This window comes from Polymorphospora sp. NPDC051019, from assembly GCF_040683055.1.
In the GTDB taxonomy this organism is placed as follows: Bacteria; Actinomycetota; Actinomycetes; order Mycobacteriales; family Micromonosporaceae; genus Polymorphospora; species Polymorphospora lycopeni.
The window spans coordinates 103,536-126,826 of the sequence record NZ_JBFBCH010000019.1; the positions used below are offsets into that span (position 1 = coordinate 103,536).

A 23,291-nucleotide genomic window follows, 5' to 3' on the forward strand; every position below is an offset into this window, starting at 1 on the left:
ACTGCTGGCGTCGTGGCGATGTGTCGCGTGCTCATCGGCGGACGAGTCGGACCGTGGTGGCGATCGTTCCGCCGGGCCGAAGGGTGGTCGGTGGCTGTGCGGCCGGCCCGCCAGGCAGGCTGGGGACCAGGGCCGGAGCTTGATCGAGTAGCGCCAATCGTACGGACAGTCAGCAGCGATGTAAATCTCTCGATGTTGTCGGCGTCGCTACACGCACCACGTGTCGACCTGGGTGTAGAGCACCGAGGCCGTGCTGGCCTTCACGCACCGGTCAGGCGAATAGATCATTCGGCTCCACCAGTAGGTGCCGTTGGTCGCGCTGTAGTCCTGTGTGTAGCCGGTCCCCGACTGAACTGCCCGAACGAACGAGAAGGCACCGTAGTTCACCCTCGCCCAGTTCGTCTGACAGGTCGGCGACCACCGCAACTCGACCTCGAGGCCGCCCGACCAGGGGATGCCGGCCGAGGCAACGGTGTAGGCATCGGCCGAACACCTCGTCTCCTCCGGGTCCCGGCCAGAACACCAGTCGCCCCAGCATCCGGCTTCGACCTTGCCGGCGAGGGCGGGCCGCGCCGGCACCAGTGTGCCCGTCGTGCCGGCCACCGCCGCCACGAGCAGCACCACGAGCCATCGGCTCAGGGCCCGCCGCTTCGGTTCTCGCGCCATCGGCGACTTCACTGTTTCCGTGGATACGGTCTGCATGGAGCGCAGCGTATGGACCGCGTTCGGCGCGACGACGACACCTTGCGCCTTCGAAGGCGGATGCAACGGCTGTTGATGCATGATCGCGCGCGTGGTACCGGGCCGGAACGGACCACGGTCGGCGCGCAGGCGCCGAGGCACGGGCAGGTGGTCCGGAGCGCCCGACCTCTCCCGCAACATGTCCCTGGTCGGCAGCGAGACCCGGTTCGTTATTCGCATGACCGGCTGGACCCGAGTTCGTAACACCCTTGACATAGATCTTGAGATGCAACAAGATCGCTCCACCGCCTCGCCTACCTCGATCGGCGGACCTGAGTAGTTATACGCATAACAAGGAGTCTCATGGGAGCGGGTCGAGCAACCCAGGCCGACGTGGCACGCCTGGCCGGCGTAAGCCAGGCGACCGTCTCGCTGGTACTCAAGGGCGACGGCAACCGCGTCGGCGACGACACCCGCCGACGGGTGCTCGACGCGATCAACAAGACCAACTACTCGGCCAACCCGGTCGCGCAGCGCCTGGCGGGCGGCCGCAACCAGATCGTCGGCGTCTTCACCTACGAACCGGTCTTCCCCCGTGGAGGTGGCGACTTCTACCACCCGTTCCTCATCGGCATCGAAGGCGAGGCCGAACAGTGGGGATGCGACCTGCTGCTGTTCACCAGCGCGCAGGTCGAGCACGGCCGCCGCCGGCTCTCCGGCAAGGCCCGCGCCCACCTCGGCATCACCGACGGCTGCCTGCTGCTCGGCCACAGCGAGGACAAGCAGGAACTCGTCCACCTCCTCGACGACGGCCTCCCGTTCGTCTTCGTCGGCCGCCGCCAGCTGCCGAACAACGCGGACCTGCCCTACGTCGGCGCCGACTACGTACGGGCCACACACGACGTCGTACGCCTGTTCCTCGCCCAGGGCCACGAACGGATCGGCTTCGTCGGCGAACTCAGCGACCGCGAGTCGATCCTCGACCGGCTCACCGGCTACCGGGCCGCGATGCGCGACGCCGGCCTGCGACCCACCTCCTTCGATCCCGCGGACCTCACCCCCGACGAGATCCTCGACGTCGTGCTCGACAACCGCCTGACCGGACTCGTACTCGCCGAGGCACACCGCGCGGAAGGGCTCCGCACCGCCGCCGCCCGACGAGGACTCACGGTGCCGGCGGACCTGTCGATCGCGATCCTGGGCCAGCCCGAGATCGCGGTCGACAGCGCCGCGCACAGCGGCCTGAACTGGTCGGGATTCCGCATCCCACGCGAGGAGATGGGCGCCCAGGCCCTCCGACTGCTGGTCGAACTCATCGGGGGCCACGGCGACACCGATCGCCACCGGCTGCTCCCCTGCCGCGTCGAGACCGGGCAGACCGTCTGCGCCCCGGCCCCCAACTGACTGCCGCGAAAGGAACCCTGACAGTGGACAACTCCCCCCGACTGTCCCGGCGACGCCTCGTCGCCGCCGGTGTCGGCCTCGCCGCCACACCCCTGCTTCCCGACATCGCCTCGGCGGTCCCCGGCACCGCCACAGCCCCCACCGCCACCCACTGGGACCCGACCGGGTTCGGGTCCGTCATCACCACCCCGCCGCACGACCCCACCGCCGTCGTGCTCGGCTCCCCCGGATTCGACACGCACGCCGACGGCGTCGGCGACGACACGCAGGCGTTGCAGGCCGCCATCGACGAGGCGTCCCGCCGCGGCATCGCCAACAAGCTCGGCGACATCCTCGGCGGCGCACGAAACTTCCCGCACGGCGACGGCGGCGGGGTCGTCCTCGTGCCGCAGGGCACCTACCGGCTCTCCACCCCGGTCAACGTCTACGACTCCGTACGCGTCGTCGGCGTCGGCGCCCGCCGCCCGCTGTTCCTCCTGGGTGCGCACACCCCCGGGTACGCCACCGGAACGATCAGGGACATCTTCGCCTTCCGCCGCCGCCCGGTCGGCGGCCCGATCGCGTACGCGAACAACGACACGTTCGGCTCCGCGCTGGTCAACGTCGACATCCGCATCGGCCCGGGCAACACCGACGCGGTCGCCGTACGGTTCGGCGGCGCGCAACTGTGCCTGCTGCAGGACATGGACATCGACGTCGGCGACGGCCACACCGGCATCGACCACAACGCGAACATCATCCAGCGGGTACGGGTGACCGGCGGCGAGATCGGCCTGCACGCGTACGCGGCCTCGGCCGGCTGGCAGACCACACTGCTGGACTGCCGGTTCACCGGGCAACGCCGCGCCGGCGTGGTGATGTTCAACGACGCCAAGCTCGTCGTGGTCCGCACCGCCTTCGACGGCATGTCGCGCGCCTTCGAGAGCGCGCAGGGGCAGTGGCAGCACCTCTACATCCAGGACTCCCACTTCCAGGACGTCCGCGATGTGGCGGTCGTACTCAACGACAGCGACACCATCCCCGGCGCCGACAACGACCTGATCCGGTACAGCAACCAGCTGACGCTGCTCGACTGCACCGCCGCCGGCACCCGGGACCTGCTCCTACTCGCCCAGAGCGGCCACCGCACGAGCACCCGGTCGGCGTCGACCCGCATCCGCGAGCTGACGTACGGGCTGCGGGTGGAGCGGGCGTTGAGCCGGCACGAGAAGCGCGCCGACGGCGTACACGCCGACCTCGCCGGGGCCGCGCCCGCAGCCCAGGTGCGACGCACGCTGCAAACCGACGTGCCCGCCCTGCCACCGACCCGCACCTGGGTCAGCGTCGCCGATGTCGCCGCCGAGATGGGACGCAGCATCGGCACCGGCGCCGACGACCTCGAGGTCTTCCAGGCGGCCGTCGACCGCCACGACACCGTCTTCGTCCCGATCGGCCAGTACCTGTTCAGCGACACGCTGCACCTACGCCGGACGACGAACCTGATCGGCCTGCATCCCAGGCAGACCTGGCTGCTGGCCGCCGACGGGCACCCGAACTTCAGTAACCCGGGCAAGCCACGCCCCCTGGTCGCGACACCCCGCGGCGGCCGCAACACCGTGACCGGCATCGGCCTGGACACCGCACAGCAGACCGCCGGCTCGGTGAACCTGCTGTGGCAGTCCGGAACCGGCTCCTACCTGGCCGACGTCACCACGCAGTTCGTCAAGTGGCACCCGGCCGACGTCGCCTCCGGCGACCCCGGCTACACCTACCGGGGCGCCCACAAGTACGGCATCTGGGTCCGCGGCGGCGGGGGCGTGCTCGCCAACGTCTGGAGCGTCAACGGCTGGGCCGACAACGGACTGCTCGTCGAGGACACCAAGGTTCCGACCCGGGTGTACGAGGTCTCCGTCGAGCACCACGAGACCCGCGAGGTGGTGCTGCGCGACGTGTCCCGGTGGCAGTTCCTCGGCCTGCAGACCGAGGACCACCTGTACGGGTGGCGGTCGCAGGCGGTCGAGATCGAGGACTCCAGCGACCTGCTGTTCGCCAACTCGGTGCTGTTCCGGGTGGCGACCGTCCTCGGTCCGCACCCGTACGGGGTCAGCGTCCGCAACAGCAAGCGGATCGAACTGCGCGGCAACCGCGGCTACCGGGACAAGACCCCGGAGTTCACGCAGTGGGGGGTGGCGGTCACCGACCACCACACCGGGCGTTCGGTGCCCGAACTCGAGTTCACGCTGATCGAGATCCGGTGACCGCGATGATCAGTCGTCGCGGTCTGCTCACCCTCGCCGGAGGTGCCGCCATCGGGGCGTACGCGGGCGGCGCCAGCCCGGCCGTGGCGGGGACGGCCGCCGCCGTCGCCGCCGACCTCGTCCCCGCCTCCGGCGCCCACTTCGGCGCCTACGTGTACGCCGGCAACGACACCGGCGTCTCCCAACCGGAGGCACTGGAATCGAAGATCGGCCACGGGCTGCGGATCAACCACAGCTTCCAGCACGCGGGGACCGGGGCACCGCTGACCCGCATCCAGCAGGACATCGCCGCCGGGCGCATCCCGATGATCTCCTGGGGAGCCGGCAACGAGGCACGCCTCCGCCAGATCGTCGACGGTGTGCACGACGCCGAGATCGACGGCCAGGCCCAGCTTCTGGCGGGCCTCGACGCCGCCGTGTTCCTGCGCTTCACCTGGGAGTTCGACCTGCGCTACACCGACACGGCACTGTTTCGGGACACCTGGCGGTACGTGCACGGCAAGTTCGCGCAGGCGCCGAACGTGGCGTTCGTGTGGTGTCCGACCTGGCGGGCGTACCGGGAGACGTTCAAGGCCGAGCCGTTCTATCCCGGCGACGACCACGTCGACTGGATCGCCGCCGACGGCTACGCCCGGCCGAAGCCGGACAAGCCCGACTACGACTACCGGCCGTTCGACCTCATGTTCGACACCGCGCACGCCTTCGCCGTCGCGCACGGCAAACCGTTCATGGTCGGCGAGACCGGCGTGCACCGCGACGACGTGGCGCCCGTCCAGGCCGCGTGGCTCGACACCACCCGGGCTGTGATCAAGAGTGACTACCCCAACCTGAAGGCGTTCCTCTACTTCCACCGCGACGGCGACGACGTCGACAACCGTTGGCGGGTCACCGTCCCCGACGGCGGACCCGCGCAGCGCGCCTTCGCCGGCTTCGCCGCCGACCCCTACTTCAACCCGCCGGGACCGTGACACCGGACCCTCGCGCCGGCCAGCCCTCCCGGTCACAAGCGGGCCGGAAGTCGGCCACGGGGGGCAGGCGCGTCGGCCGTCGTCGAAGGCCGCGCCACTTTCGAGGAGTCGGGGCGGTGGTCACGGGTCAGCGGGTGACGACGGCGCCGGGGTCGTAGCGGGCCCCGACGCGGCGTATCCGGTCGAGGTCGTCGCCGTCAACGTGGCGTCCAGTCCGGGTCCCGGCCGATGAAGCCGAGCAACCTGGTCTGCGCGTCGGCGTCGTCTCGCACCGGCATTCGGGCCCCGAACTGCCCGGACGACCGCATGACCTGCTCGATCGGCTCCATCCCAGCCAGCAGCTCGGCGCAGAAATCGGAGTCGAGCCGATCGTCCTGGCCGGTGGCCCGGGCGAGGTCCCAGGTGTGCATGAACACGTCGGCGGTGTAGAACTGGTCGATCGCGCGGTCCAGCGGCACCTCGCCGAGATGTGGGTTGCTCAGAACCAGGTCGGCGGTCGCCGGGTCGTCGAGCAGCGCCTGTACGGCCTGGCACTGTGCCTGCCACGCGCCGACCGGATCGTTGTCGACGCTCGGTCCGCCCGGCAGTTGTCTGCCGCTGCCGGCGGCCAGAAACGCGGGAAACCACTGCGTCAGGTGACGCACCACGTCCCGGGCGGTCCACCCGGTGACCGGCGAGGACACGTCCCACGACCGGGCACCCCGGACGCGGTCGGTGAACACCCGACTGATCTCCCGGTGCCGCTCGGCGGGCCGGTCAGGCAGTGCCATCGGCGAGCATCTCCTCGAGCTTCGTGTAGCCCTCGTTGACCCCGACCTCCATGCCGCTCCTCAGCCATGCGTCCCGACCCTCGAAACTATCCACAAGGGACTGGGTGCGCAGCCGGGTCCGGCCGTTGCCGAGGTCCTCGAACCACAGCGTCTCCAGAGCCACACCGTCGGGGTCGCCTTCGTAGGTGAACGTCTGCACGATGCGGTCCGGCCGGACCTCGTGGAAGCAGCCGCGAAACGCGTACTCTTCCCCATCTCGACTGGACACGAACCGCCAGCTGCCGCCGGAGCGCGCGTCCCACTCCTCGATGCGCGTCCGCAAGGAACTCGGGCCGATCCACCGCGCGAACAGCTCGGGATCCGTGTGCGCCCGGAACAGCTGCTCGGGCGTGCCCGCGAACTCGCGCACGATCCGAATGATCGGCACGTTCGGGTCGGCCTCGATCCTGGTTTCGGCGATGGTGCTCATGCCGCGGTTCCCTCCTGCTGGTCGTTGCCGGTCTCGTTCAGTTGCGCGATGACCTCGTCCAAGCGGCGGTAACGCTCCTCCGCCTGGCGCCGGTAGCGCTCGATCCACCTGTCCATCAGGTCGAAGACCTCCACCTCCAACCGCACCGGCCGAGGCTGAGGCCCCGGCGGCCGGCTCACCACCCCGGCGTCCTCGAGCACCTTCAGGTGCTTGTAGACCGCTTGCAGCGAAATCTGGTACGGCTCGGCGAGCTGGTGCACGGTCGCGTCGCCGGCCGCCAGCCGCGTCACCATGTCACGCCTGGTCGGTTCCGCGAGTGCCGCGAAGATCCGGGACAGCCCGTCCGCCGTCATCTCCACCTCTTCCGAGCAGTTTCAACCATCTGGTTGAAACTGACGTTAGATCGCGTTCATGACTTCGTCAACCGTCGCATTGAAAGTCCTGCTCAGCGGCGGGGTGGACAAACGGGTGGGTTCGGCTGAAGGCGACCTGCCTGGTTTGACCCCTGCGGCAATCAGGCGGCGAGCCGGGTCAGCGGTGCGGCAGCGAGAGCCACGGGTCCTCGGCCATCCGGGCCTGCAGGTGGGACAGTTCGGCGTACCGGCCGCCGAGCGTGAGCAGCTCGTGGTGGCTGCCCCGCTCGACGATCTCGCCCTCGTGGAGCAGGTAGATCTGGTCGCAGTTGCGGACGCTGGCCAACCGGTGCGTGATCAGGACGACCGTACGGCCCGCGGCCAGGCGGCGCAGTGCCTCGTAGACCGCGTACTCGGACCGGGCGTCCAGCGGGGCGGTCGGCTCGTCCCAGATCAACACGGGTGCGTCGCGGAACAGGCCGCGGGCCACCGCGAGCCGTTGCCACTGGCCGCCGGACAGGTCCACGCCGCCGCGGAACGCGGTGGTCAACAGCGTGTCCCAGCCCTGGGGAAGGGAGTCGACGACCTCGTCGGCCAGTGCCTCGCGGGCCGCCTGCCGCAGGGCCCGGTCGTCCGGGTCGGCGCGGTCGAAACGTCCCATCCGGACGTTCACCCGGGCCGAGTCGGGCCAGCGGACCGGATCCTGCAGCACCATCATCACCCGGTCGGCGACGGTGTCCGGATGCAGGTCGGTCAGGTCCGTGCCGTCCCACGTCAGCGATCCGGTGGTGGGACGGTACAGACCTGCGATGATCTTCGCGAGGGTGGTCTTGCCGGAGCCGTTCTCGCCGACGAGCGCCACCGTCTGGCCCGCGTGCAGGGTCAGGTCGACTCCCCGCAGCACCAGCCGGGAACCCGGATAGTGGAAGCCGACGTCGCGTAGCTCGATCCGTTGCGGTGCGGCCGGCGCCGGCGGCCCCGTCGCCGGACGGGCCCGGGTGGCCGCGTCGGCGAGGAACGCGTGGAAGTCGGCGACGTACAGGCCCTGCTCGAAGAGTTGGTCGGCGGCGCGTACCAGGCGGGCCAGCGCGGCGACGGCGGTCCGGGTGGCGATCAGCGCCGTACCGGCGACGGCGAGCGGGATCCAGCCGGCGTCGAGCAGCAGCCACAGGGCCGCGAAGACGCCGCCGAGAGCGACGCCGGCGAGCAGTCGGCCCCGCGCCCGGACCCTGACCTGTGCTGACGCGACGGCGACCTCCTCGTCGCGGACCAGGTCGGCCGCCTCCCGGTACCGCAGGAGGACGCTGCCCTGGGCCTGGGTCGCGCGGACCTCCGCGGCCGGCTGCCGTTCCGTGGCGAGGTCGGTCACCATCGCCACCCTGCGGTTCAGCGCGACGAGCCGGGCATTGCTGGCATAGCCGAGTCGGGCCGCCCGCAACGCGGCCCACCCGTCCGGAAGTACGGTCACCAGGAGTACGGGCAGCAGCACCGGATGCAGCACGGTCAGGCTGACCGCGGCCGCGGTGACGGCCAGCACCGCTCCGATCACCTCGACCAGGTTCTCGACGACGCGTTGCAGGTAGAGCAGGCCGCGGTCGCGGGCCCGGAACATGCGGTCGAGGAACCGCTGGTCGTCGAACGCGGTCAGTTCCACCGACAGGCCGGCCGCCACCAGCCGCTCGTCGGCGAGGCGGCGCACCGCCGGGGCGATCCGCGCCTGCGCCAGCGTCGCCACGATCTCCAGGCCGGCGCGGCCGGCGAAGGCGAGCACGACGAGGGCGAGGGCGGGCGCGGCCGACGCCAACCGGGCCCCGGTCGGCCCGGCCGCGAAGAGCCGCTCCAGCACCCCGGCCGTGGCGACGAGCCCGTACGTGGTCGCGACGCCGGCGGCGAGGTGGAGGGTGACGACGGTCCAGGCGGCGCGGGGCGCCGCCTGCCGGATCAGCCGGACGGCGGGTCCGATCGCCGCCGGCATCCCCCGGATGACCTGCCACGGCCCCATCCGGTCGGTCGGTGTCTCCAGGCGCCAGTACGGCGCGGCCACATCATCCATCGGTGGGCCCGATCCGGTTCGGCGGGCCGGGATCGGGAAGCAGGACGGAGGGCAGGCGGCACCCGGGATGCATGCGCAGCAGTTGGTAGCCGATGCCGCCGAGGCCGAGCAGCAACCCCGGCCGGAACGCGTCACGGTTCGGGCCGGCGACCGCCCCGAACTCCTCCATCCCGGTGAGCACTCGGGCGTCGAGCTCAGCGCGGCCCACATCGGAGGGGGCGACGCCGGCGTCGATCGCCACCCGCAGCAGTTCCCAGGTGCCGAGTTCGCCGTGGCAGAGGGTGTGGTTGGCGCCCATGCCCGCCGGCCAGCTCGCCGCCGCGGCCCGGCGCAGCATGTCGGCCCACCGTTGCCGGGTCCCCGGGTCGGGGGCGCGTCGCCATCGGTCGGCGGCGACGATGCCGATGCCGACCGCCCCGTGGCACCACGCCGCCGCGTCGGTCGGCCGCTCCGGCTTGCGCATGTCCAGCCAGCCCGGCAGGCCGGGGTCGTAGAGCGACTCCTCGTACCGGAACGCCGCCGCCGCCAGATCGCCGCACCCGGCGAGGTGGGACAGTGCCCAGCCGATGCCGGTGGCGCCGTGGGACACCCCGCCCAGGCCGTCGGTGGCGAACGGCCCCGGCCACCACACGGCCGCCGGGTCTCCGTCGGCCCGGCGGGCGGCGGCCCGCAGGTGCTCGCCGATCGCGGCGGCCGTCGCCGGCCATCGGGGGTCACCGTCGATCTCGGCCAGTCGTAGCAACGGAACGATCGCGCCGGCCGGCCCGCGCAGCAGGTCGTACGCCTCGTCCGCCCGTACGGCGGCGGGCAGCAGCGCGGCGAGGGCCTGGGCGCGGCGCAGCGCCTCGTCGCTCGTGCCGTGTTCCCCGGCGCCGGAGCGGCCCGCGCCGGCAAGGCCTGCGTCGCCGCGGCCGAGCCGGCGCAGCAGCAGCCAGCCCCAGATCCGGGCGCCGAGTCCGAGGTAGCCGCCCGAGGGTTCCGGACGGATCGGGATGCCGGAGCCCCGGTCGGCCTCAGCCCGGTCCTCGTCGGCGCGCATGGTCGCCAGTACGGCATCGAGCAGCTCGGCGGCACCGTCGACCGGGTCGGCCCGCCCCGCCCGGACCTCGTTGTCGTAGGCGGCGAGCAGGACCGCGATACCGACGGTACCGAGGTACATGTCGGGCGTCAGCGGCTGCACCGCCCACCCGGAGCCGGCGGTGAGGACCGGCGCGATCCAGGTGGCGGTACCGTCCTGCGCCCGGACGGCGGTGGCGAGCAGCGTACGGACGACCTCGGCGGCGAGCGCCCGTCGGCGGCGGTCGAGATCCTCCGCACGGACCTGCCGCGGGATCAGCGGTGGACCGGCCGGCGCGGGCGGAGCCTCGTTCAGATAGGCGCTGATGAGGGTCGACCGCAGTACCTGGCCGTCCAGTTCCGGATCGGCTCCGCGCCAGCGGCGCAGCGTGCCCGCGATCAGGTCCGGGTCGGCGGCCGACGTGAACATCGGGATGTCCCCGACGAGCAGGTCGGCGACCTCGGCGGCGATGACGTCGGGATCGTCGGGTGCCTCCGCGTCGTTTCTTGCGTGGCGGGCCAGCAGGTCGGTGGCCCTGGCCCGGGCGGCCGGCTCGTCGAACAGCGACGCCGGATGCCACAGCATCCGGGCCAGTTCGGCGTACGTCTCGGTGTTGCGGCGGACGTACCGCACCTCGCAGCCGGTGAACCCGGCCAGCAGCGGCTCGAGCCGGCCACGCCGGTCCAGGCTCCGCAGCCGGTCGGTCAACTCGTCGAAGGCGTCGCAGACGTCGCCCCAGTAGCGGGCCAGGACGGGCTCGGGGCTCGGCTGGTTGGCGGCCTCGGGGGCCTCGAGTTCGGCGAAGCCGACCCGGACCTGGTCGGTGCCCTCGTCGACGAGGACCGGCACCCGCACCGTCGGCTGCTCGCCCCGCAGCCCGCCGGCACCGGACGGGTCCAGGCCACGCCACGCCAGCGCGACACCACGCCCGGGCAGCAGTCCGGTTCCCAGCACCGACGAGCTCAGGGCGCGGCCGGCCCGGTCGCTGGCCAGACCGTACCCCGACGGCAGGAGCGGCGGTTGCGGCGTGAACAGGGTCTCGCAGTCGACGATCACCGGCACCGGTCCGACCGCGATGAGGTTTTCCGCGTGCAGGTCGCTGCCGCCGAGCATCCGCATCACCGCGGCCCAGTGGCCGAGTCCCCGGTAGAACGCGTGCAGTTCCTCCTCGGTACCGCAGTACCGGTGGGCCTCATGGGCGGCCCAGCCGTACCCGTCGCGGACCACGACGGTGGGCACCCGGATCCGGGTGGCCGGCGGCTCGTCGGGCAGCAGGCGGGCGACGAGCCCGGCCAGCTCCGCGTCGACGTGCAGGGGACGCGGCTTGTAGACGACCGGGCCGGCGGCGCACCGGACCATCGCGACCGTCTGCCCGCCGCGGTGGGTGTCGCCCGAGCCGAAGTCGAGGTCGAGCAGCGTCGGATCACCCGACGGCAGTACCGCGTGCAGCGCGGACCGGTCCGCGGCGAACCGGTGCGCGAATGTCGCCGCCGCGCGGCGGCCGCCCGCCAGGACCCGGTCCAGGCGCGGGCGCAGGGTCGGGTAGCGGTCGTCGATCGACGGCCAGAAGCCGTCCGTGGTGGCCAGTTCCAGCCAGTGCTCCCACCGGGACCGCGGATCGGGGCCCGCCAGCCGGCCACCGGCCCGGGCGGCGTAGACCTCCAGCACCAGTGTCCGGGTCACCTTCGGTCGTACGGAGTTCCGCCACGCCCGGGTCGCGGCGGCGAGGATCACCGCCTGCTCGTCGGCGCCCAGGTCCGGAACAACCCGGAGCTGGGCCGCCAACCGACCGGCCTCCGGCGCGATCAGGCGGTCCAGCACCGGGTCGAAACTTGCCGTCGCCCGGTTCGATACCCCCGCCGCGGGGCCCGTCGTGGGGTTCGACGCCGTCGTCGCGGTGCCGGTTGCGCGGGGTGCCCGCGGAGCCGAGGTATCGGTCATGTTCGGGTCAGCAGCACAGAACGGGTCGGGAGCCGGTGCAGGAGCTGCAGCGGGTGGCCAGGCACCGCTGGGTCATGGTGATCTCCTGCAGGGCGTAGTCGCCGCCGGTGAACAGCGGGCCGGCCGGGTTCTCCCAGCCGTCGACCGGCGTGTCCGTCAACCACCGGGTGATGTGGTCCGGCGTCGGCAGCCGGTCAAGATCGGGCAGTGTGGTGGTCGGCATGATCATCTCTCCTTCACTGGTTGATCGATACATGCGATTCTTCGACTGCGCGCTTGCCGGGTCCTTCCCCCCGGCTTCCCGGACGGTTCCCGTGTCCTGACCTGGCCATTACTTTGGGTGGCAGGTCTCTTACCGTCGGGAGCTCTATTGGAAGTACGGGTCCTGGGACCGGTCGAGGTGGTCATCCACGGCGCTCCGGTTCGCCTCGCCAAGCGGCAACACCGGTTGATCCTGGGCGTCCTCGCCATCGAGGCCAACCGCAATGTGTCGAGCGGGCGGCTGATCGAGCTGTTGTGGGGCGACCGGCCACCCGCCCGCCCGCGGGCCGTCCTGCACAGCCGTCTGTCGGAGTTGCGGGCCGCGCTGCGGGCGCTCGGTGGCGGCACGGCCCACCGGGCGATAGCCACGGGCGACGACGGGTACACGCTGCGGATCCCGAAACGGATGGTGGACGCCCACCGGTTCTTCGAGCTGGTCTCCTCCTCCCGCAGGATCGGCTCCGACCCGCAGGTACGGGACGTGTTGCGGCAGGCACTCGACCTGTGGCGCGGACCGGTCCTGGGCGGGTGGTCGCCGGCCGGCCCGACGGACCCGCTGTTGGGCAGCCTCGAGTCGGCCCGGCTGACCGCCGCCGAAGATCTCTACGAGGCCGAGCTGCGACTGGGCAACCACACGTCCATCGCGGACGAACTGATGGCCCTGTCGGCCACACACCCGACCCGGGACCGGCTGACGGTGGCGGTGATGCTCGCGTTGCACCGCGCCGGGCGTAGCGCCGAGGCGGCCAGCGTCTACCACAAGCGCCGGGTCTGGCTGTCCACCGAGTTGGGCGTCGACCCGGCGCCGGAGCTGAAACGACTCCACGTCGCCGTGCTGCGGCACGATCCCGCCCTCGACCTGACCGGCCCGGATCCGCTCGACCGGCCCGCCTGACCATGCCCTGGTCGGCTGACCGGACCGCCGCGCCGGTGGTCCGGTCGAACCCTGCTGCGGGCCGAAGGGATCACCGGCACGACGCCGGTCAGCCCTTCACGGTCAGAACCGGCTGAAGTTCGGCAACGGGCCGGGCAACGTCCGCCCGTCGGAGGCTGTCGACGACCGGCCCGACATCCTTGTACGCCCACGGCGCTTCCTGTTTCAGGTCGCGGCGCCAGGCGTCGACGATGTCCCGCCGGGCGGCGATGGCCGGGTCACGGTGGTCGAGCGGGGTGACGACCCGGAACTCGCGGAGGAAGTCGTCCAGTTCGGCGTCGTTGCCACGGGCCGCCGCACCACGCGGAACCCGACGGCCGGCGCCGTGGCAGGCGCTACCCAACGCGCGGGTTTCGCCGAGCCCGCGCAGCAGGTAGCTGGGTGCGCCCATGGAGCCGGGAACGATGACCGGCTCGCCCCACAGCTCGGGGCCGCGGTGCGCGTGGTCGGTGATCCCGCCCGCCGGGGTGGCGCCCTTGCGGTGCACGACGGTGCCGTCGTCATGGGGCCAGAGCAGGTTGTGCGGCGCGTCGTAGACCAGCCGGGAGCCGATTTCCCCGACCACGTCGGCGAGGCCGGCGCGCAGCATCATCGCCAGAAAGAAGCGGTTGCCGATCGCGAAGTTGGCCGCGTTGGCGAACGCGGTCAGGTAACGCTCACGCCGCGGTGCGCCGGCTTCGTCGAGCAGCATCGGCAGGATCCGGTTGTTCGGCATCGGTACGCCGCGCGGCCAGACGGCGCGGGCCTGGTCCTGGCCGGTGGCGTTGGCCTGATGCCCCAGCGACAGGGAGCCACTGTGCACCATCAGCACGACCCGGCCGGGTGCCAGGCCCCAGGCGTGCGCGGCCGCACCGTCGTGGATCGCCGACACGTACTGCAGTTCGGCGAAGTGGTTGCCCCCGCCGATGCTGCCGATGATGCTGTCGTAGCTCGTCCCGCCGCCGCTGGTGATCCAGTCACGGAACCCGGCCGCGGACCCGACCGGGAATCCGGTCGCGTGGAGCCGTCCGTCGAGGTCGGCCGTATCGTCCGGGCGGACCTGCCGCCAGGCGCCGTCGGCGCCGGTCGGGACACCGCCGGCAAGCAGACCGGGCAGCCCGTCGCGCAGCAGCCCTTCCCGCTGCGTCGCGGTCAGGCCGATACGGCGTCCGCCCTCGAAGAACAGGTGGCGCAGCCGTCGCTCGAGGGTGTCCAGGTGCGGACGCAGCCGGTCGACGGTGATGTCAGTGGCCTCGACCCGCATCCCGCAGTTGATGTCGTTGCCGACCGCCTGCGGGATGAGGGCGCCGACGGTGCGCAGCACGGTGCCGATCGGAATGCCGGCACCCTTGTGGAAGTCCGGGGTACACACCACCCGGTCAATGCGGGGCTCGACGTCGAGGCCGGGCGTTGCCCTGGCCAGCGCCCGCAGCGTGTCGGTGGTTTCCAGCACCGTGAGCAGTTCGTCGATCGCCGCGGACTCGATCGGGACATCGGGACCGGCGCAGATCTCCACCGGCACGTTCGCGGGGTTGGGCAGGGTGAGCCAGGAGTCGTCGGTCCGGACCAGACGGTGGTCCGGCCGCTGGGTAGCGGGCATGGAATGCCTTTCAAAGCTGCTGAAAATGGGGACGGGAAACCGACACGCGATCGTGCCCGCGTGTGGATCCGGGTCGTACCGGTACAGGGTTTGGTTGTGTGCCTGACGGTTCAGCAGCCGCGAGGTCGTGATCAGCATAGGCGGCGGCGGGCGCGCCCCGCGAACCCGTTTCGTCGGCACCAGCGCACTTCGGGTACGGGTCACCCGACCAGCCAGCCGACACGGCCATCGCCCGGATCGTCGCAATGATCGCCGAGGCCAGCGCCACCAAGGCCGCGTCCAGCTCTTCATCGAAAGGGCCGAGCGGTACTCGGTCAGCCTGGCCGCCGCCACGGAGAACGGCTCCGACACCCACTCGCCCGCGCCGTGGTCACCGCCGCCCACCAGAGCGGGGTCTTCCCACCCGCCCGGGCCGAACCGATCAGGATGCCCTTCGGCTCCCTATCGCCAATTGATGGCAGTTACCCCTAGATTGCAGGGGTGACGATTCAGCTACCAGGTGTGCAGATCCGGCTGTCCCGCCGTCAGCAGGCCGGCTGGCTGCTGCTGGCGGTGACGGCGACGGCGGCCTGCTCCGCCCCCGCCGCTCCGGCCAGCGGCGACGGCACGAGCATCGTGATCGGGGCCGCCTGGGAGCCGGAGAACCTCAACCCGATCCTCGGCTACGCCCCGAACGGTGCCAGCAAGATCTTTGACGGGCTGCTGGACCGGGACGCCGACCTGACCCTGCGGCCGGCCCTGGCGGCCACCCTGCCGACCGTGTCCGCCGATGGACTCACCTGGACGGTCGATCTGCGGCCCGGCGTGCGTTTCTCCGACGGAAGCCCGGTGACCGCCGAGGACGTCGTGTTCACGTACCGGTCGGTGGTCGCGCCGGAGTCGCAGTCCCCCATCGCGGCGGAGTTCGAGGCGCTGGAGACGGTTCGCGCCGTCGACACCGACACGGTGGAGTTCCGGCTTTCGTTCGCCTACCAGCCGTGGGCCCAGCGGATGGCGCTGGGCATCGTCCCCCGGCACGCGCTCGCCGGGCAGGACATCGCGACGGCCGAATTCAACCGCAAGCCGATCGGAACCGGCCCCTACCAGCTCGTCGAGTGGCGGGCCGGCGAGCGGATGACACTGCGGGCGAATCGCGACTACTACCGGGGCGCGCCGGAGGTCACCGACGTCACCGTCATCTTCGCCACCGACGACAACGTTCGTGCCCAGCGGATGGCCGCCGGCGACTTCGACGCCACCGCACTGCCTCCGCGGCTGGCCAGATCGTACGAGGACCGGCCGGGCCACCAGGTGATCACGAACCGGAGCGCGGACTACCGCGGTATGGGCCTGCCGTGGGATCTACCGATCACCTCGACCCCGCAGCTGCGCCGCGCGGTCAACCTCGCCATCGACCGCCAAGCCATGGTGGACACGATCCTGGCCGGCAAGGGCGTGCCGGCGGCCACGCCGATCTCGCCCGCGATGACCGACTGGCACGACCCCACCGCCACGTTCGCCTTCGACCGGGCCGAGGCGGGCCGACTGCTCGACGCGGCCGGTTGGCTGCCCGGACCGGACGGGGTCCGCGGCAAGGACGGGGTCCGCGCCGAACTGCCGGTCCTCTATCCGGGCAATGATGTGCTCCGCAAGGAGTTGGCGATCGCCGCCGCGAGCGACCTCTCCGCCGTCGGGATCTCCGCCCGCGCGGAGAGTGCGACCTTCGAGCAGATGCTCGAGCGGCGGACGACGACCGCCGGCGTCTGGGGTGGCGGTGACCCCTACGATCCCGACAGCGCGATCTACAGTCTGCTGCACTCCCGGTACGCCGACGCCGGCGGCTATCAGAACATGGGCCGCTACCAGAATCCGGCGGTCGACGCCGCTCTGGACACCGGTCGCCGTACCACCGACACCGCCGAGCGCCGGGCCGCGTACCGTTCCTTCCAGCAGGCGTACGTCGCCGATCCCGGCTGGGCCTTCCTGGTCTTCCTCGATCACACATACGTGCTGCGTGACGGGTGGAACGGCCTCCAGTCCCAGGTCGAGCCGCACGACCACGGCCTGGTTCATGGTCCATGGTGGAATCTTGAACAGTGGACGCCGGTCCGATGAAGCCCTCCGCCCCACCGCGTCCCTCGCTGGCCGCGGCGGTGTGGCGCCTCGTGCTGCGACGACTGCTGTTCGCCTTCCCCGTCGTGGTCCTGGTCAGTGCCGGGATCTTCGTACTCGGCAAACTTTCCCCGTTCGATCCGGTCGCCGCCTACTTCGGGGTACGGATCCTGCGGGCGTCGCCGGAACAGCTGGCCCAGATCCGACAGGACTGGGGCGTCGACGACCCGGCCTGGCTGCAGTACGGCCGCTGGCTGTCCCGGCTCGCTGGCGGCGACCTCGGCGACTCGCGACTGTTCAGTCAGCCCGTGTCGACCGTGATCGCCGACCGCCTCGGCTGGACCGTGCTGCTGGTCGGGGTCGGCCTGCTGACCGCGCTGTCGATCGCACTGCTCGCCGGTGTCGCCGCCGCCTGGCACCGCGGTGGCTGGTTCGACCGGGCGGTGACCTCACTGGCCTACGCGATCGAGGCCGCCCCGGTCTTCTGGCTCGCTCTCGCCGCGTTGTCGCTGTTCGCGGTCCAACTCCGCTGGCTACCCGCCGCCGGTGTCAGCGACACCCGGGCCGACGTCTCGTTCGCGCAGGTCGCCGAGCACCTGATCCTGCCGGCGGCGGTGCTCGGCCTGGCCCAGGCACCCTGGTTCGTGCTCTTCGTCCGGCAGGCGCTGCTGACCGAGCTCGCCAGCGACTACGTGCTCGCCGCCCGTGCGCGCGGACTGGCCGAGCGGGCGGTGGTGCTGCGGCACGCCCTACGCACCGGGCTACTGCCCGCCATCACCCTGGTCGGTGCCCGGATTCCCGAACTCATCACCGGTGCGCTGCTGGTCGAGACGGTGTTCTCCTGGCCCGGCGTCGCGGCGGCGACGGTGACCGCGGCGACGTCGGTGGACTTCCCGCTGCTGGCCGCGATGACATTGCTTGCCACGGTGGCCGTCCTGGCCGGCAACCTGCTCGCCGACGTGCTGTACGCCGTCGTCGACCCCCGGGTGCGGGCCGATGGCTGACACCGGCACCGATCCCGCCACCGAGGCGCGGTCGTACCGGCGGCGTCGGTCGTCCGTCCGACGGGAGGGCGCCGGCGACCGACGCCCGTCGTCGCGTCGGACGGTCCGCCGCCGGCGCCCCGGCTCCGGCCGCCCCGGACCGGGTGAGAAACGGCGGGCCCGGCTGCGGCAGACCGTGTCGATCGCGATCCTGGTGCTGCTGGGCTTGGCGGTGCTCGTCGTCCCGCCGATCGTCGATCTCGACCAGCAGCAGGTCGTGCTCCGCCAGGCCGACCTCCCGCCTTCGACGGACCATCCGTTCGGCACCGACGAGGTGGGCCGGGACGTTCTCCTGCGCTGCGTCTACGGCCTACGGGTGTCGTTCACCGTCGGTATCGTCGCGGCGCTGGTCGCCACCGCCATCGGCGTCGTGGTGGGCGCGATCGCCGGCGCCTTCGGCGGCTGGACCGACCGGATCCTGATGCGCCTGGTCGATACCCTGGCATCGGTGCCACACCTGCTGCTCGGCATCTTCATCGTCGCCATCTTCCGGCCCAGCCTGTCCGCCGTGATCGCCTCTATCGCGCTGACGCACTGGCTGAGCACGGCCCGCATCGTGCGCTCGGAGATCTTGTCCCTGCGTGAGCGACCGTTCGTCGACGCCGCCATCGTCGGCGGCGCGACCAGATGGCGGATCATCCGTCGGCACCTGCTGCCCAACGTCGCACCACAGGCGCTACTCGCGGCGACGCTGATGGTCCCGCACGCGATCTGGCACGAGACCGCCCTGTCGTTTCTCGGCCTGGGCCTGCCGGCACACCTGGCCAGCCTCGGCAACATGATCAACGACGGTCAGCGGTCGCTGCTGACCGGTGTCTGGTGGACCTCGTTCTTCCCCGGCCTGCTGGTTGTCGTGGCGGCGCTGGCGATCGCCGGCCTTGCCGGACACCTGCGGGACCGGACCGACCCGCAACGACGAGCGGAGCTGATGCTGTGACCAGTGGGCCGCCCGGACCTGTCCGGGCCGTCAACGCGCGCCTGGCCGTGTCGGACCTGTCCGTCCGATTCCGGCTGCCGGACGCCACCGTGCACGCGGTCACCGACGCGTCGTTCGAGGTCGGCTCCGGCCAGTGCGTCGCCCTGGTCGGCGAAAGCGGCTGCGGCAAGTCGGTCATGGCCGGTGCTCTGCTCGGCCTGCTGCCCGGCAACGCCGAAGTGACCGGAACCGCCGTACTCGCCGATCCGGCTGGTGACACCGACCTGCTGGCCGCCAGTGAGACCGTGCTCGCCCGGCAGATCCGGGGCCGTCGGGTCGGTCTGGTGCCGCAGTCGCCGGCAGCGCACCTGACCCCCGTCCACACCGTGCGCCGGCACCTGGTCGACGTCCTGGGGGCGGTCGGGCCCGAACGGGCCGGGCGGGCCGCCCGGCACGCCGAGGCGGAACGGGTCGCCGCCGCCGTCGGGCTGCCGGTCACCGCGCTCGACCACTACCCGCACGAACTCTCCGGTGGGATGGCCCAGCGGACGGTGACCGCCCTCGCCCTGGCCGGCCGCCCGTGGTTGATCCTCGCCGACGAACCCACGACCGGGCTCGACGCGCCGCTCGTCCGGCGCACGCTCGACGAGCTGCGCCGGCTCACCGATGCGGGGCACGCCGTCCTGCTCGTGACCCACGATCTGGACGCCGCCGCGCGGATCGCCGACACGGTACTGGTCATGTACGCCGGCCGGATCGTCGAGACCGGAGCGGTCGACCGGGTGCTGCACGAGCCGCGGCACCCGTACACCCGTGGGCTGCTCGCCGCCCTGCCACGCAACGGGTTCCATCCCCTGCCCGGTCTGCCACCGCAGCTGAGCGCGCTGCCGCCCGGCTGCGCCTTTGCCGCGCGCTGCCCGCAGGTCGGCGACGACTGCGTACGGCGGCCGGACCTGTGGCCCCGCGACGGCCACCCGGTCGCCTGCCACCGGCCATGCTGACCGCGCTGGGGGTCACCGCCGGCTGGGTACCCGGCCGACCCGTCCTGCGTGACGTCGAACTGACCGTACGCGAGGGAGAGGTGCTCGGGCTGCAGGGGCCGTCCGGCTGTGGCAAGTCCACTCTGGCCCGCGTCCTGGCCCTGCTCCACCGCCCCGACGCCGGCACGGTGTGCATCGACGGCACCACCGTTCCCGGATTCCGGCACGCCGCCCCCCGCGCGCTGCGGACCCGGATCGGGGTGCTGTTCCAGCAGCCCAGGCTGTCCGTCGACCCGCGCCTCACGCTGCGGCAGGTCATCGCCGAACCGTTGCTCGCCAACGGGCTGCGCGGGCAGGTCCGCGACCGGCTGCCGGGGCTGGTCGAGACCGTCGGACTCACCGCCGAGCTGCTGACCCGGCGGGCGCACGCGGTCAGCGACGGGCAGCTGCAGCGGGCCTGCCTGGCCCGTGCCCTCGCGCTGCGGCCGCGCTACCTGATCTGCGACGAGATGACCACCATGCTCGACGCCTCCTCGACGGCGACGCTGGTACACGCCGTGCAGGAATACCGTCGCCGCGAACGGGCCGGGGTGCTCGCGATCAGCCACGACGACACGCTGCTCGGCCACTGGGCCGACCGGATCGAGCAGCTACCCGGACCGGCCGCCGCGTCGGCGCAGGGGCCGTAGGGTCAGCGTCCGGTCCCGCCCCGGCTGGGGACCGGTGAGAGGTACGGGGTGTGTCTCGCCCCGGGCGTGCGCCACGGTCTGGTCGTCGTAGTCGGGCGAGGTCGGCAGTTCGCAGGCGCCGTGCCGGAGCACGTCGCGCAGCCGTGGACCGTCGGCGCGAAGGTCGGCGACAAAGCGCAACGGCGCGCCCTCCACCGCCCTGCCGGCGGGGTCCGGGGTCATCAGGCAGACCGAGTGACCGCCGCCGGGCACCGGGGTGGCGGTGCCACCGAATTCGTCGCCTGGTCCACCGATGCCAGTCACCGACCAGCAAACCGGTCAGGGACATGGTCACCGCCCGGTCGCCATCCTCGCCCACTCGTTCGCCCGTACCGGCCAGCCCCTGTCCGACACCAACGACCGGGTCGCGCTTGTCGAACCGCCTCATGCAAGGCCGACCAGCGGGCGTACCCGGCGGGCGATGGCCGCGATCCGCCCGGCCACCAGCGGCGTGGCGGGAAACCCCATCCGCCCGCCGAGGGTTCAGGCTGGCCACGGCCATCTCGACGCAGTTGCCACTCCGGCCACTCAGCCGCTGGTCACTGGTTGGTCGTATGCGCCCTGGGAGGTGCCGGATCGTGCCGGGCACGGGTATCTGCGGGCGATCTGCGGGACGGGATGGTCAGGAGCGCCACCGCGACCCCCACCGCGGCGGCCGCCGCGGCGACCCAGGCGACCGTTGACAGACCGTCCGCGAAGGCGATCCGGGCCAGTTCGGTCACATCGGCCGGCAGGTCGGTGAAGCGGCCGGACGCGACGAGTTGTCTTACTCCGCCTTCCTCCCCCTCGGACACACCATGCCGGGCCAGATCCTGGTCGGGCAGTCCTGCTCCGATCCGGGCCGACAGGACGGCACCGAAGACGGCCGCGCCGACCGCCGTACCGAGGGGGAAGAAGGCGTTTGCGGTCCCGCTGGCCATGCCCGCCTGCTGCGGTGGTACGACCGACACCGAGATCCCCATCAGCGGAGCGAACAGAAGGCCCATTCCGCCGCCGACCAGCAGCAGGCCGGGCAGTGCCACCCACCAGGTGGAGTCGGCCGACACCCGGGCGACGAGCAGGTAGCCGGCGAGTACCGCGACGAACCCGGCGGTGACCACCAGCCGGTTGCCGTACCTGCGTTGCAGGCGGGCGACAGCGAGGCTGCCGGCGACGATCGCGCCGGACAGCGCGGACAGTTGCAGTCCGGCCTGCAGCGCCGAGTATCCGAGCATGCCCTGCAGCCACAGCACCAGGTAGGGCATGGTGCCGAAGCCGACGGCGCGGGTGAGGAAGCTGAGCAGGCTCGCGCCGGTGAACGCCCGGATCCGGAACAGGCCCAGATCCAGCATCGGATCGTTCGTCCGGCTCTCCACCGTGACGAAGGCGGCCAGGCCGATGAGCGCGACCACCACCGCGGTCATGGCGACCGGGCTGGTCCACCCGTCGTCGGCGCCGGAGATGACCGCCAGGTTCACGGCGCCGAGGGACACGACGCCCAGGACGGCACCGACCAGGTCGAGCCGGCGCTTCCCCTGGGGGCCGGCACCGGTGAGCCACCGGGCGGCACCGAGCAGCACGAACACCCCGGGCAGCAGGTTGACCAGGAACACCGACCGCCAGCCGAGGCTGGCGACGAGCGCGCCGCCGATCAGCGGCGCGAGGGCGGCCGAGACCGCGGCGGTCGCGCTGAACACGCCGATGGCAACTGTCCGCCGCTCCCCCGGGTATGCGGCGGCCAGCAGCGGCACGGCCGGGGCCAGGATGAACGCGCCGCCGATGCCCTGTACCGCCCGGCCGGCGATGAGCACCAGCGGATCGGGTGCGAGGCCGCACAGCAGCGAACCGCCGGTGAACAGCAGTACGCCGGTGACGAAGATCCGTCGGCGGCCGACCCGGTCGGACAGGGAACCGCCGGCCAGCAGTAACGCGGCGAAGAGCAGCGGGTAGGCGTTGACCGTCCACTGGAGTTGGGGAAAGGTCGCCGACAGGTCGTCGGCGATCGCGGGCAGGGCGACGTTGACGATGGTGATGTCCATCGTCGTCATCGCGCTGGCGACGCTGACGGTCAGCAGTGTCCGGCGGGCGAGGGTGCCGGGGTCAGGCTGGCGCAAGGACGACCACCTCCGGGGCTCCGGCGCCGGTGGCGGCCGCCGCCGGGCGCGTGGCCATCCCCGACTCGCCGGCCAACCGCGCGCTGTCGAGGGTGTGCCAGTCGTAGCTGTCGCTCACCTCGCGCAGCAGCCGGCCGGACCGGTAGACACGCCAGGTCGTGGTGAAACGCATTGACGTGTCGCTGCCGGGTTCGCCGGCCACCCACCATTCGTAGTCGTGGCGGCCGATCGAGTCGCGCAGCGACAGCGCCGGCGGGATCGACCTGGGTTGCCGCACCCCCATCAGTTCCACCACCACCACGCCGCCGGGGGCGAGCCGCTGCCGCAGCCGGTTCCACAGCCGTACCCGGGAGGGTTCGTCGAGGTGGCCGGCGACGCCGAAGATCACGGCGGCGCTGATCACCGGTGGCAGCGGCAGGTCCGGCGCGGCGCCGTCGGTCACCGTGACCCGTCGGCGCAGGTCGATGTCGGCGGCGACCCGGCTGGTCAGTACCGCCCGCATCACGCTGGACGGCTCGGCCGCCTCGATCCGGGCCTGTGGCAGCGCGGCCGCGATCACCTCGGTCACCTGGCCGGTGCCGGCACCGATCTCGACGACCGGGCCGGCTGCGGTGTCGATACCGGACAGGGCTGCGGCCAGAGCGGGTCCGCTGCTGGCGACCTGCCGGGTGGCGACCATCTCGTAGAACTCGGCCATCGGGGAGTAGTAGTCACGCATTGCGGCTCCTGCCGT

General features: G+C 72.0%; 20 protein-coding genes. 9 read left to right on the forward strand and 11 right to left on the reverse strand.

What is annotated here, in order from left to right; all coding sequences use genetic code 11:
- Nucleotides 1–207: 207 nt before the first annotated feature.
- Nucleotides 208–783: a DUF2690 domain-containing protein gene (locus tag AB0M79_RS27825; RefSeq protein ID WP_364218904.1), complete on the reverse strand. Its 576-nt coding sequence runs from the start codon at nucleotides 781–783 to the stop codon at nucleotides 208–210.
- Between the two features lie 261 nt (nucleotides 784–1,044).
- Here AB0M79_RS27825 and AB0M79_RS27830 point away from each other — a divergent pair, with 261 nt between their 5' ends.
- Genes AB0M79_RS27830 through AB0M79_RS27840 form a run of 3 tightly spaced genes read left to right on the forward strand, consistent with a single transcriptional unit; the run spans nucleotide 1,045 to nucleotide 5,290 of the window.
- Nucleotides 1,045–2,085: a LacI family DNA-binding transcriptional regulator gene (locus AB0M79_RS27830; RefSeq protein ID WP_364218906.1), complete on the forward strand. Its 1,041-nt coding sequence runs from the start codon at nucleotides 1,045–1,047 to the stop codon at nucleotides 2,083–2,085.
- Nucleotides 2,086–2,108: 23 nt separating this feature from the next.
- Nucleotides 2,109–4,322 carry a glycosyl hydrolase family 28-related protein gene (locus tag AB0M79_RS27835; protein ID WP_364218908.1) on the forward strand — a complete coding sequence of 738 codons (2,214 nt, stop codon included), beginning with the start codon at nucleotides 2,109–2,111 and terminating at the stop codon, nucleotides 4,320–4,322.
- Nucleotides 4,323–4,327: 5 nt separating this feature from the next.
- Nucleotides 4,328–5,290, forward strand: coding sequence for a hypothetical protein (locus AB0M79_RS27840; RefSeq protein ID WP_364218910.1), 963 nt, complete (start codon nucleotides 4,328–4,330; stop codon nucleotides 5,288–5,290).
- 197 nt (nucleotides 5,291–5,487) lie between these two features.
- Here the strand turns inward: AB0M79_RS27840 and AB0M79_RS27845 are convergent, their stop codons facing one another.
- The 6 genes from AB0M79_RS27845 to AB0M79_RS27870 all read right to left on the reverse strand — a co-directional run bounded on the left by AB0M79_RS27845 (nucleotide 5,488) and on the right by AB0M79_RS27870 (nucleotide 12,156).
- On the reverse strand, nucleotides 5,488–6,060 hold the full coding sequence (locus AB0M79_RS27845) for a TIGR03086 family metal-binding protein (protein ID WP_364218912.1): 573 nt from the start codon (nucleotides 6,058–6,060) through the stop codon (nucleotides 5,488–5,490).
- Nucleotides 6,047–6,529: an SRPBCC family protein gene (locus tag AB0M79_RS27850; protein ID WP_357539154.1), complete on the reverse strand. Its 483-nt coding sequence runs from the start codon at nucleotides 6,527–6,529 to the stop codon at nucleotides 6,047–6,049. The genes AB0M79_RS27845 and AB0M79_RS27850 overlap by 14 nt, the downstream gene beginning before the upstream one ends.
- On the reverse strand, nucleotides 6,526–6,882 hold the full coding sequence (locus AB0M79_RS27855; protein ID WP_357539153.1) for a metalloregulator ArsR/SmtB family transcription factor: 357 nt from the start codon (nucleotides 6,880–6,882) through the stop codon (nucleotides 6,526–6,528). Before AB0M79_RS27855 ends, AB0M79_RS27850 begins: the two co-directional genes overlap by 4 nt.
- A gap of 178 nt (nucleotides 6,883–7,060) precedes the next feature.
- Nucleotides 7,061–8,935, reverse strand: a complete 1,875-nt coding sequence (locus AB0M79_RS27860; RefSeq protein WP_364218915.1) for an ABC transporter ATP-binding protein — start codon at nucleotides 8,933–8,935, stop codon at nucleotides 7,061–7,063.
- A complete protein-coding gene (locus AB0M79_RS27865) occupies nucleotides 8,928–11,813 on the reverse strand; it encodes a type 2 lanthipeptide synthetase LanM family protein (RefSeq protein WP_364218917.1) in 2,886 nt (961 codons plus the stop codon). The genes AB0M79_RS27860 and AB0M79_RS27865 overlap by 8 nt, the downstream gene beginning before the upstream one ends.
- A gap of 127 nt (nucleotides 11,814–11,940) precedes the next feature.
- Nucleotides 11,941–12,156, reverse strand: a complete 216-nt coding sequence (locus tag AB0M79_RS27870) for a DUF6229 family protein (RefSeq protein WP_364218919.1) — start codon at nucleotides 12,154–12,156, stop codon at nucleotides 11,941–11,943.
- A 147-nt stretch (nucleotides 12,157–12,303) separates the two neighbouring features.
- On the opposite strand from AB0M79_RS27870, the gene AB0M79_RS27875 reads away from it, so the two are divergent.
- Nucleotides 12,304–13,089 carry a BTAD domain-containing putative transcriptional regulator gene (locus AB0M79_RS27875; RefSeq protein WP_364218921.1) on the forward strand — a complete coding sequence of 262 codons (786 nt, stop codon included), beginning with the start codon at nucleotides 12,304–12,306 and terminating at the stop codon, nucleotides 13,087–13,089.
- An 88-nt stretch (nucleotides 13,090–13,177) separates the two neighbouring features.
- On the opposite strand, the gene AB0M79_RS27880 is transcribed toward AB0M79_RS27875, so the two are convergent.
- Complete coding sequence (locus AB0M79_RS27880) at nucleotides 13,178–14,707, reverse strand: RtcB family protein (protein ID WP_364218924.1); 1,530 nt, start codon at nucleotides 14,705–14,707, stop codon at nucleotides 13,178–13,180.
- 480 nt (nucleotides 14,708–15,187) lie between these two features.
- Between AB0M79_RS27880 and AB0M79_RS27885 the strand changes: the two genes are divergently transcribed.
- Genes AB0M79_RS27885 through AB0M79_RS27905 form a run of 5 tightly spaced genes read left to right on the forward strand, consistent with a single transcriptional unit; the run spans nucleotide 15,188 to nucleotide 20,426 of the window.
- Nucleotides 15,188–16,801 (forward strand): ABC transporter substrate-binding protein, encoded by a 1,614-nt coding sequence (locus AB0M79_RS27885; protein WP_364218927.1) that lies wholly within the window; start codon nucleotides 15,188–15,190, stop codon nucleotides 16,799–16,801.
- A complete protein-coding gene (locus AB0M79_RS27890) occupies nucleotides 16,798–17,802 on the forward strand; it encodes an ABC transporter permease (protein ID WP_364218930.1) in 1,005 nt (334 codons plus the stop codon). The genes AB0M79_RS27885 and AB0M79_RS27890 overlap by 4 nt, the downstream gene beginning before the upstream one ends.
- A complete protein-coding gene (locus AB0M79_RS27895) occupies nucleotides 17,795–18,778 on the forward strand; it encodes an ABC transporter permease (protein WP_364218933.1) in 984 nt (327 codons plus the stop codon). The genes AB0M79_RS27890 and AB0M79_RS27895 overlap by 8 nt, the downstream gene beginning before the upstream one ends.
- Entirely contained in the window at nucleotides 18,775–19,758 is a 984-nt protein-coding gene (locus AB0M79_RS27900) for an ABC transporter ATP-binding protein (RefSeq protein ID WP_364218936.1), read from the forward strand. The genes AB0M79_RS27895 and AB0M79_RS27900 overlap by 4 nt, the downstream gene beginning before the upstream one ends.
- A complete protein-coding gene (locus AB0M79_RS27905) occupies nucleotides 19,752–20,426 on the forward strand; it encodes an ATP-binding cassette domain-containing protein (protein ID WP_364218939.1) in 675 nt (224 codons plus the stop codon). The genes AB0M79_RS27900 and AB0M79_RS27905 overlap by 7 nt, the downstream gene beginning before the upstream one ends.
- Here AB0M79_RS27905 and AB0M79_RS27910 read toward each other — a convergent pair.
- The 3 genes from AB0M79_RS27910 to AB0M79_RS27920 form a co-directional block, all read right to left on the reverse strand.
- Nucleotides 20,388–20,729: a penicillin acylase family protein gene (locus AB0M79_RS27910; protein ID WP_364218942.1), complete on the reverse strand. Its 342-nt coding sequence runs from the start codon at nucleotides 20,727–20,729 to the stop codon at nucleotides 20,388–20,390. The genes AB0M79_RS27905 and AB0M79_RS27910 overlap by 39 nt on opposite strands.
- A gap of 275 nt (nucleotides 20,730–21,004) precedes the next feature.
- Nucleotides 21,005–22,558 (reverse strand): DHA2 family efflux MFS transporter permease subunit, encoded by a 1,554-nt coding sequence (locus tag AB0M79_RS27915; protein WP_364218945.1) that lies wholly within the window; start codon nucleotides 22,556–22,558, stop codon nucleotides 21,005–21,007.
- On the reverse strand, nucleotides 22,545–23,276 hold the full coding sequence (locus AB0M79_RS27920; RefSeq protein ID WP_364218948.1) for a class I SAM-dependent methyltransferase: 732 nt from the start codon (nucleotides 23,274–23,276) through the stop codon (nucleotides 22,545–22,547). The genes AB0M79_RS27915 and AB0M79_RS27920 overlap by 14 nt, the downstream gene beginning before the upstream one ends.
- Nucleotides 23,277–23,291 lie beyond the last annotated feature (15 nt).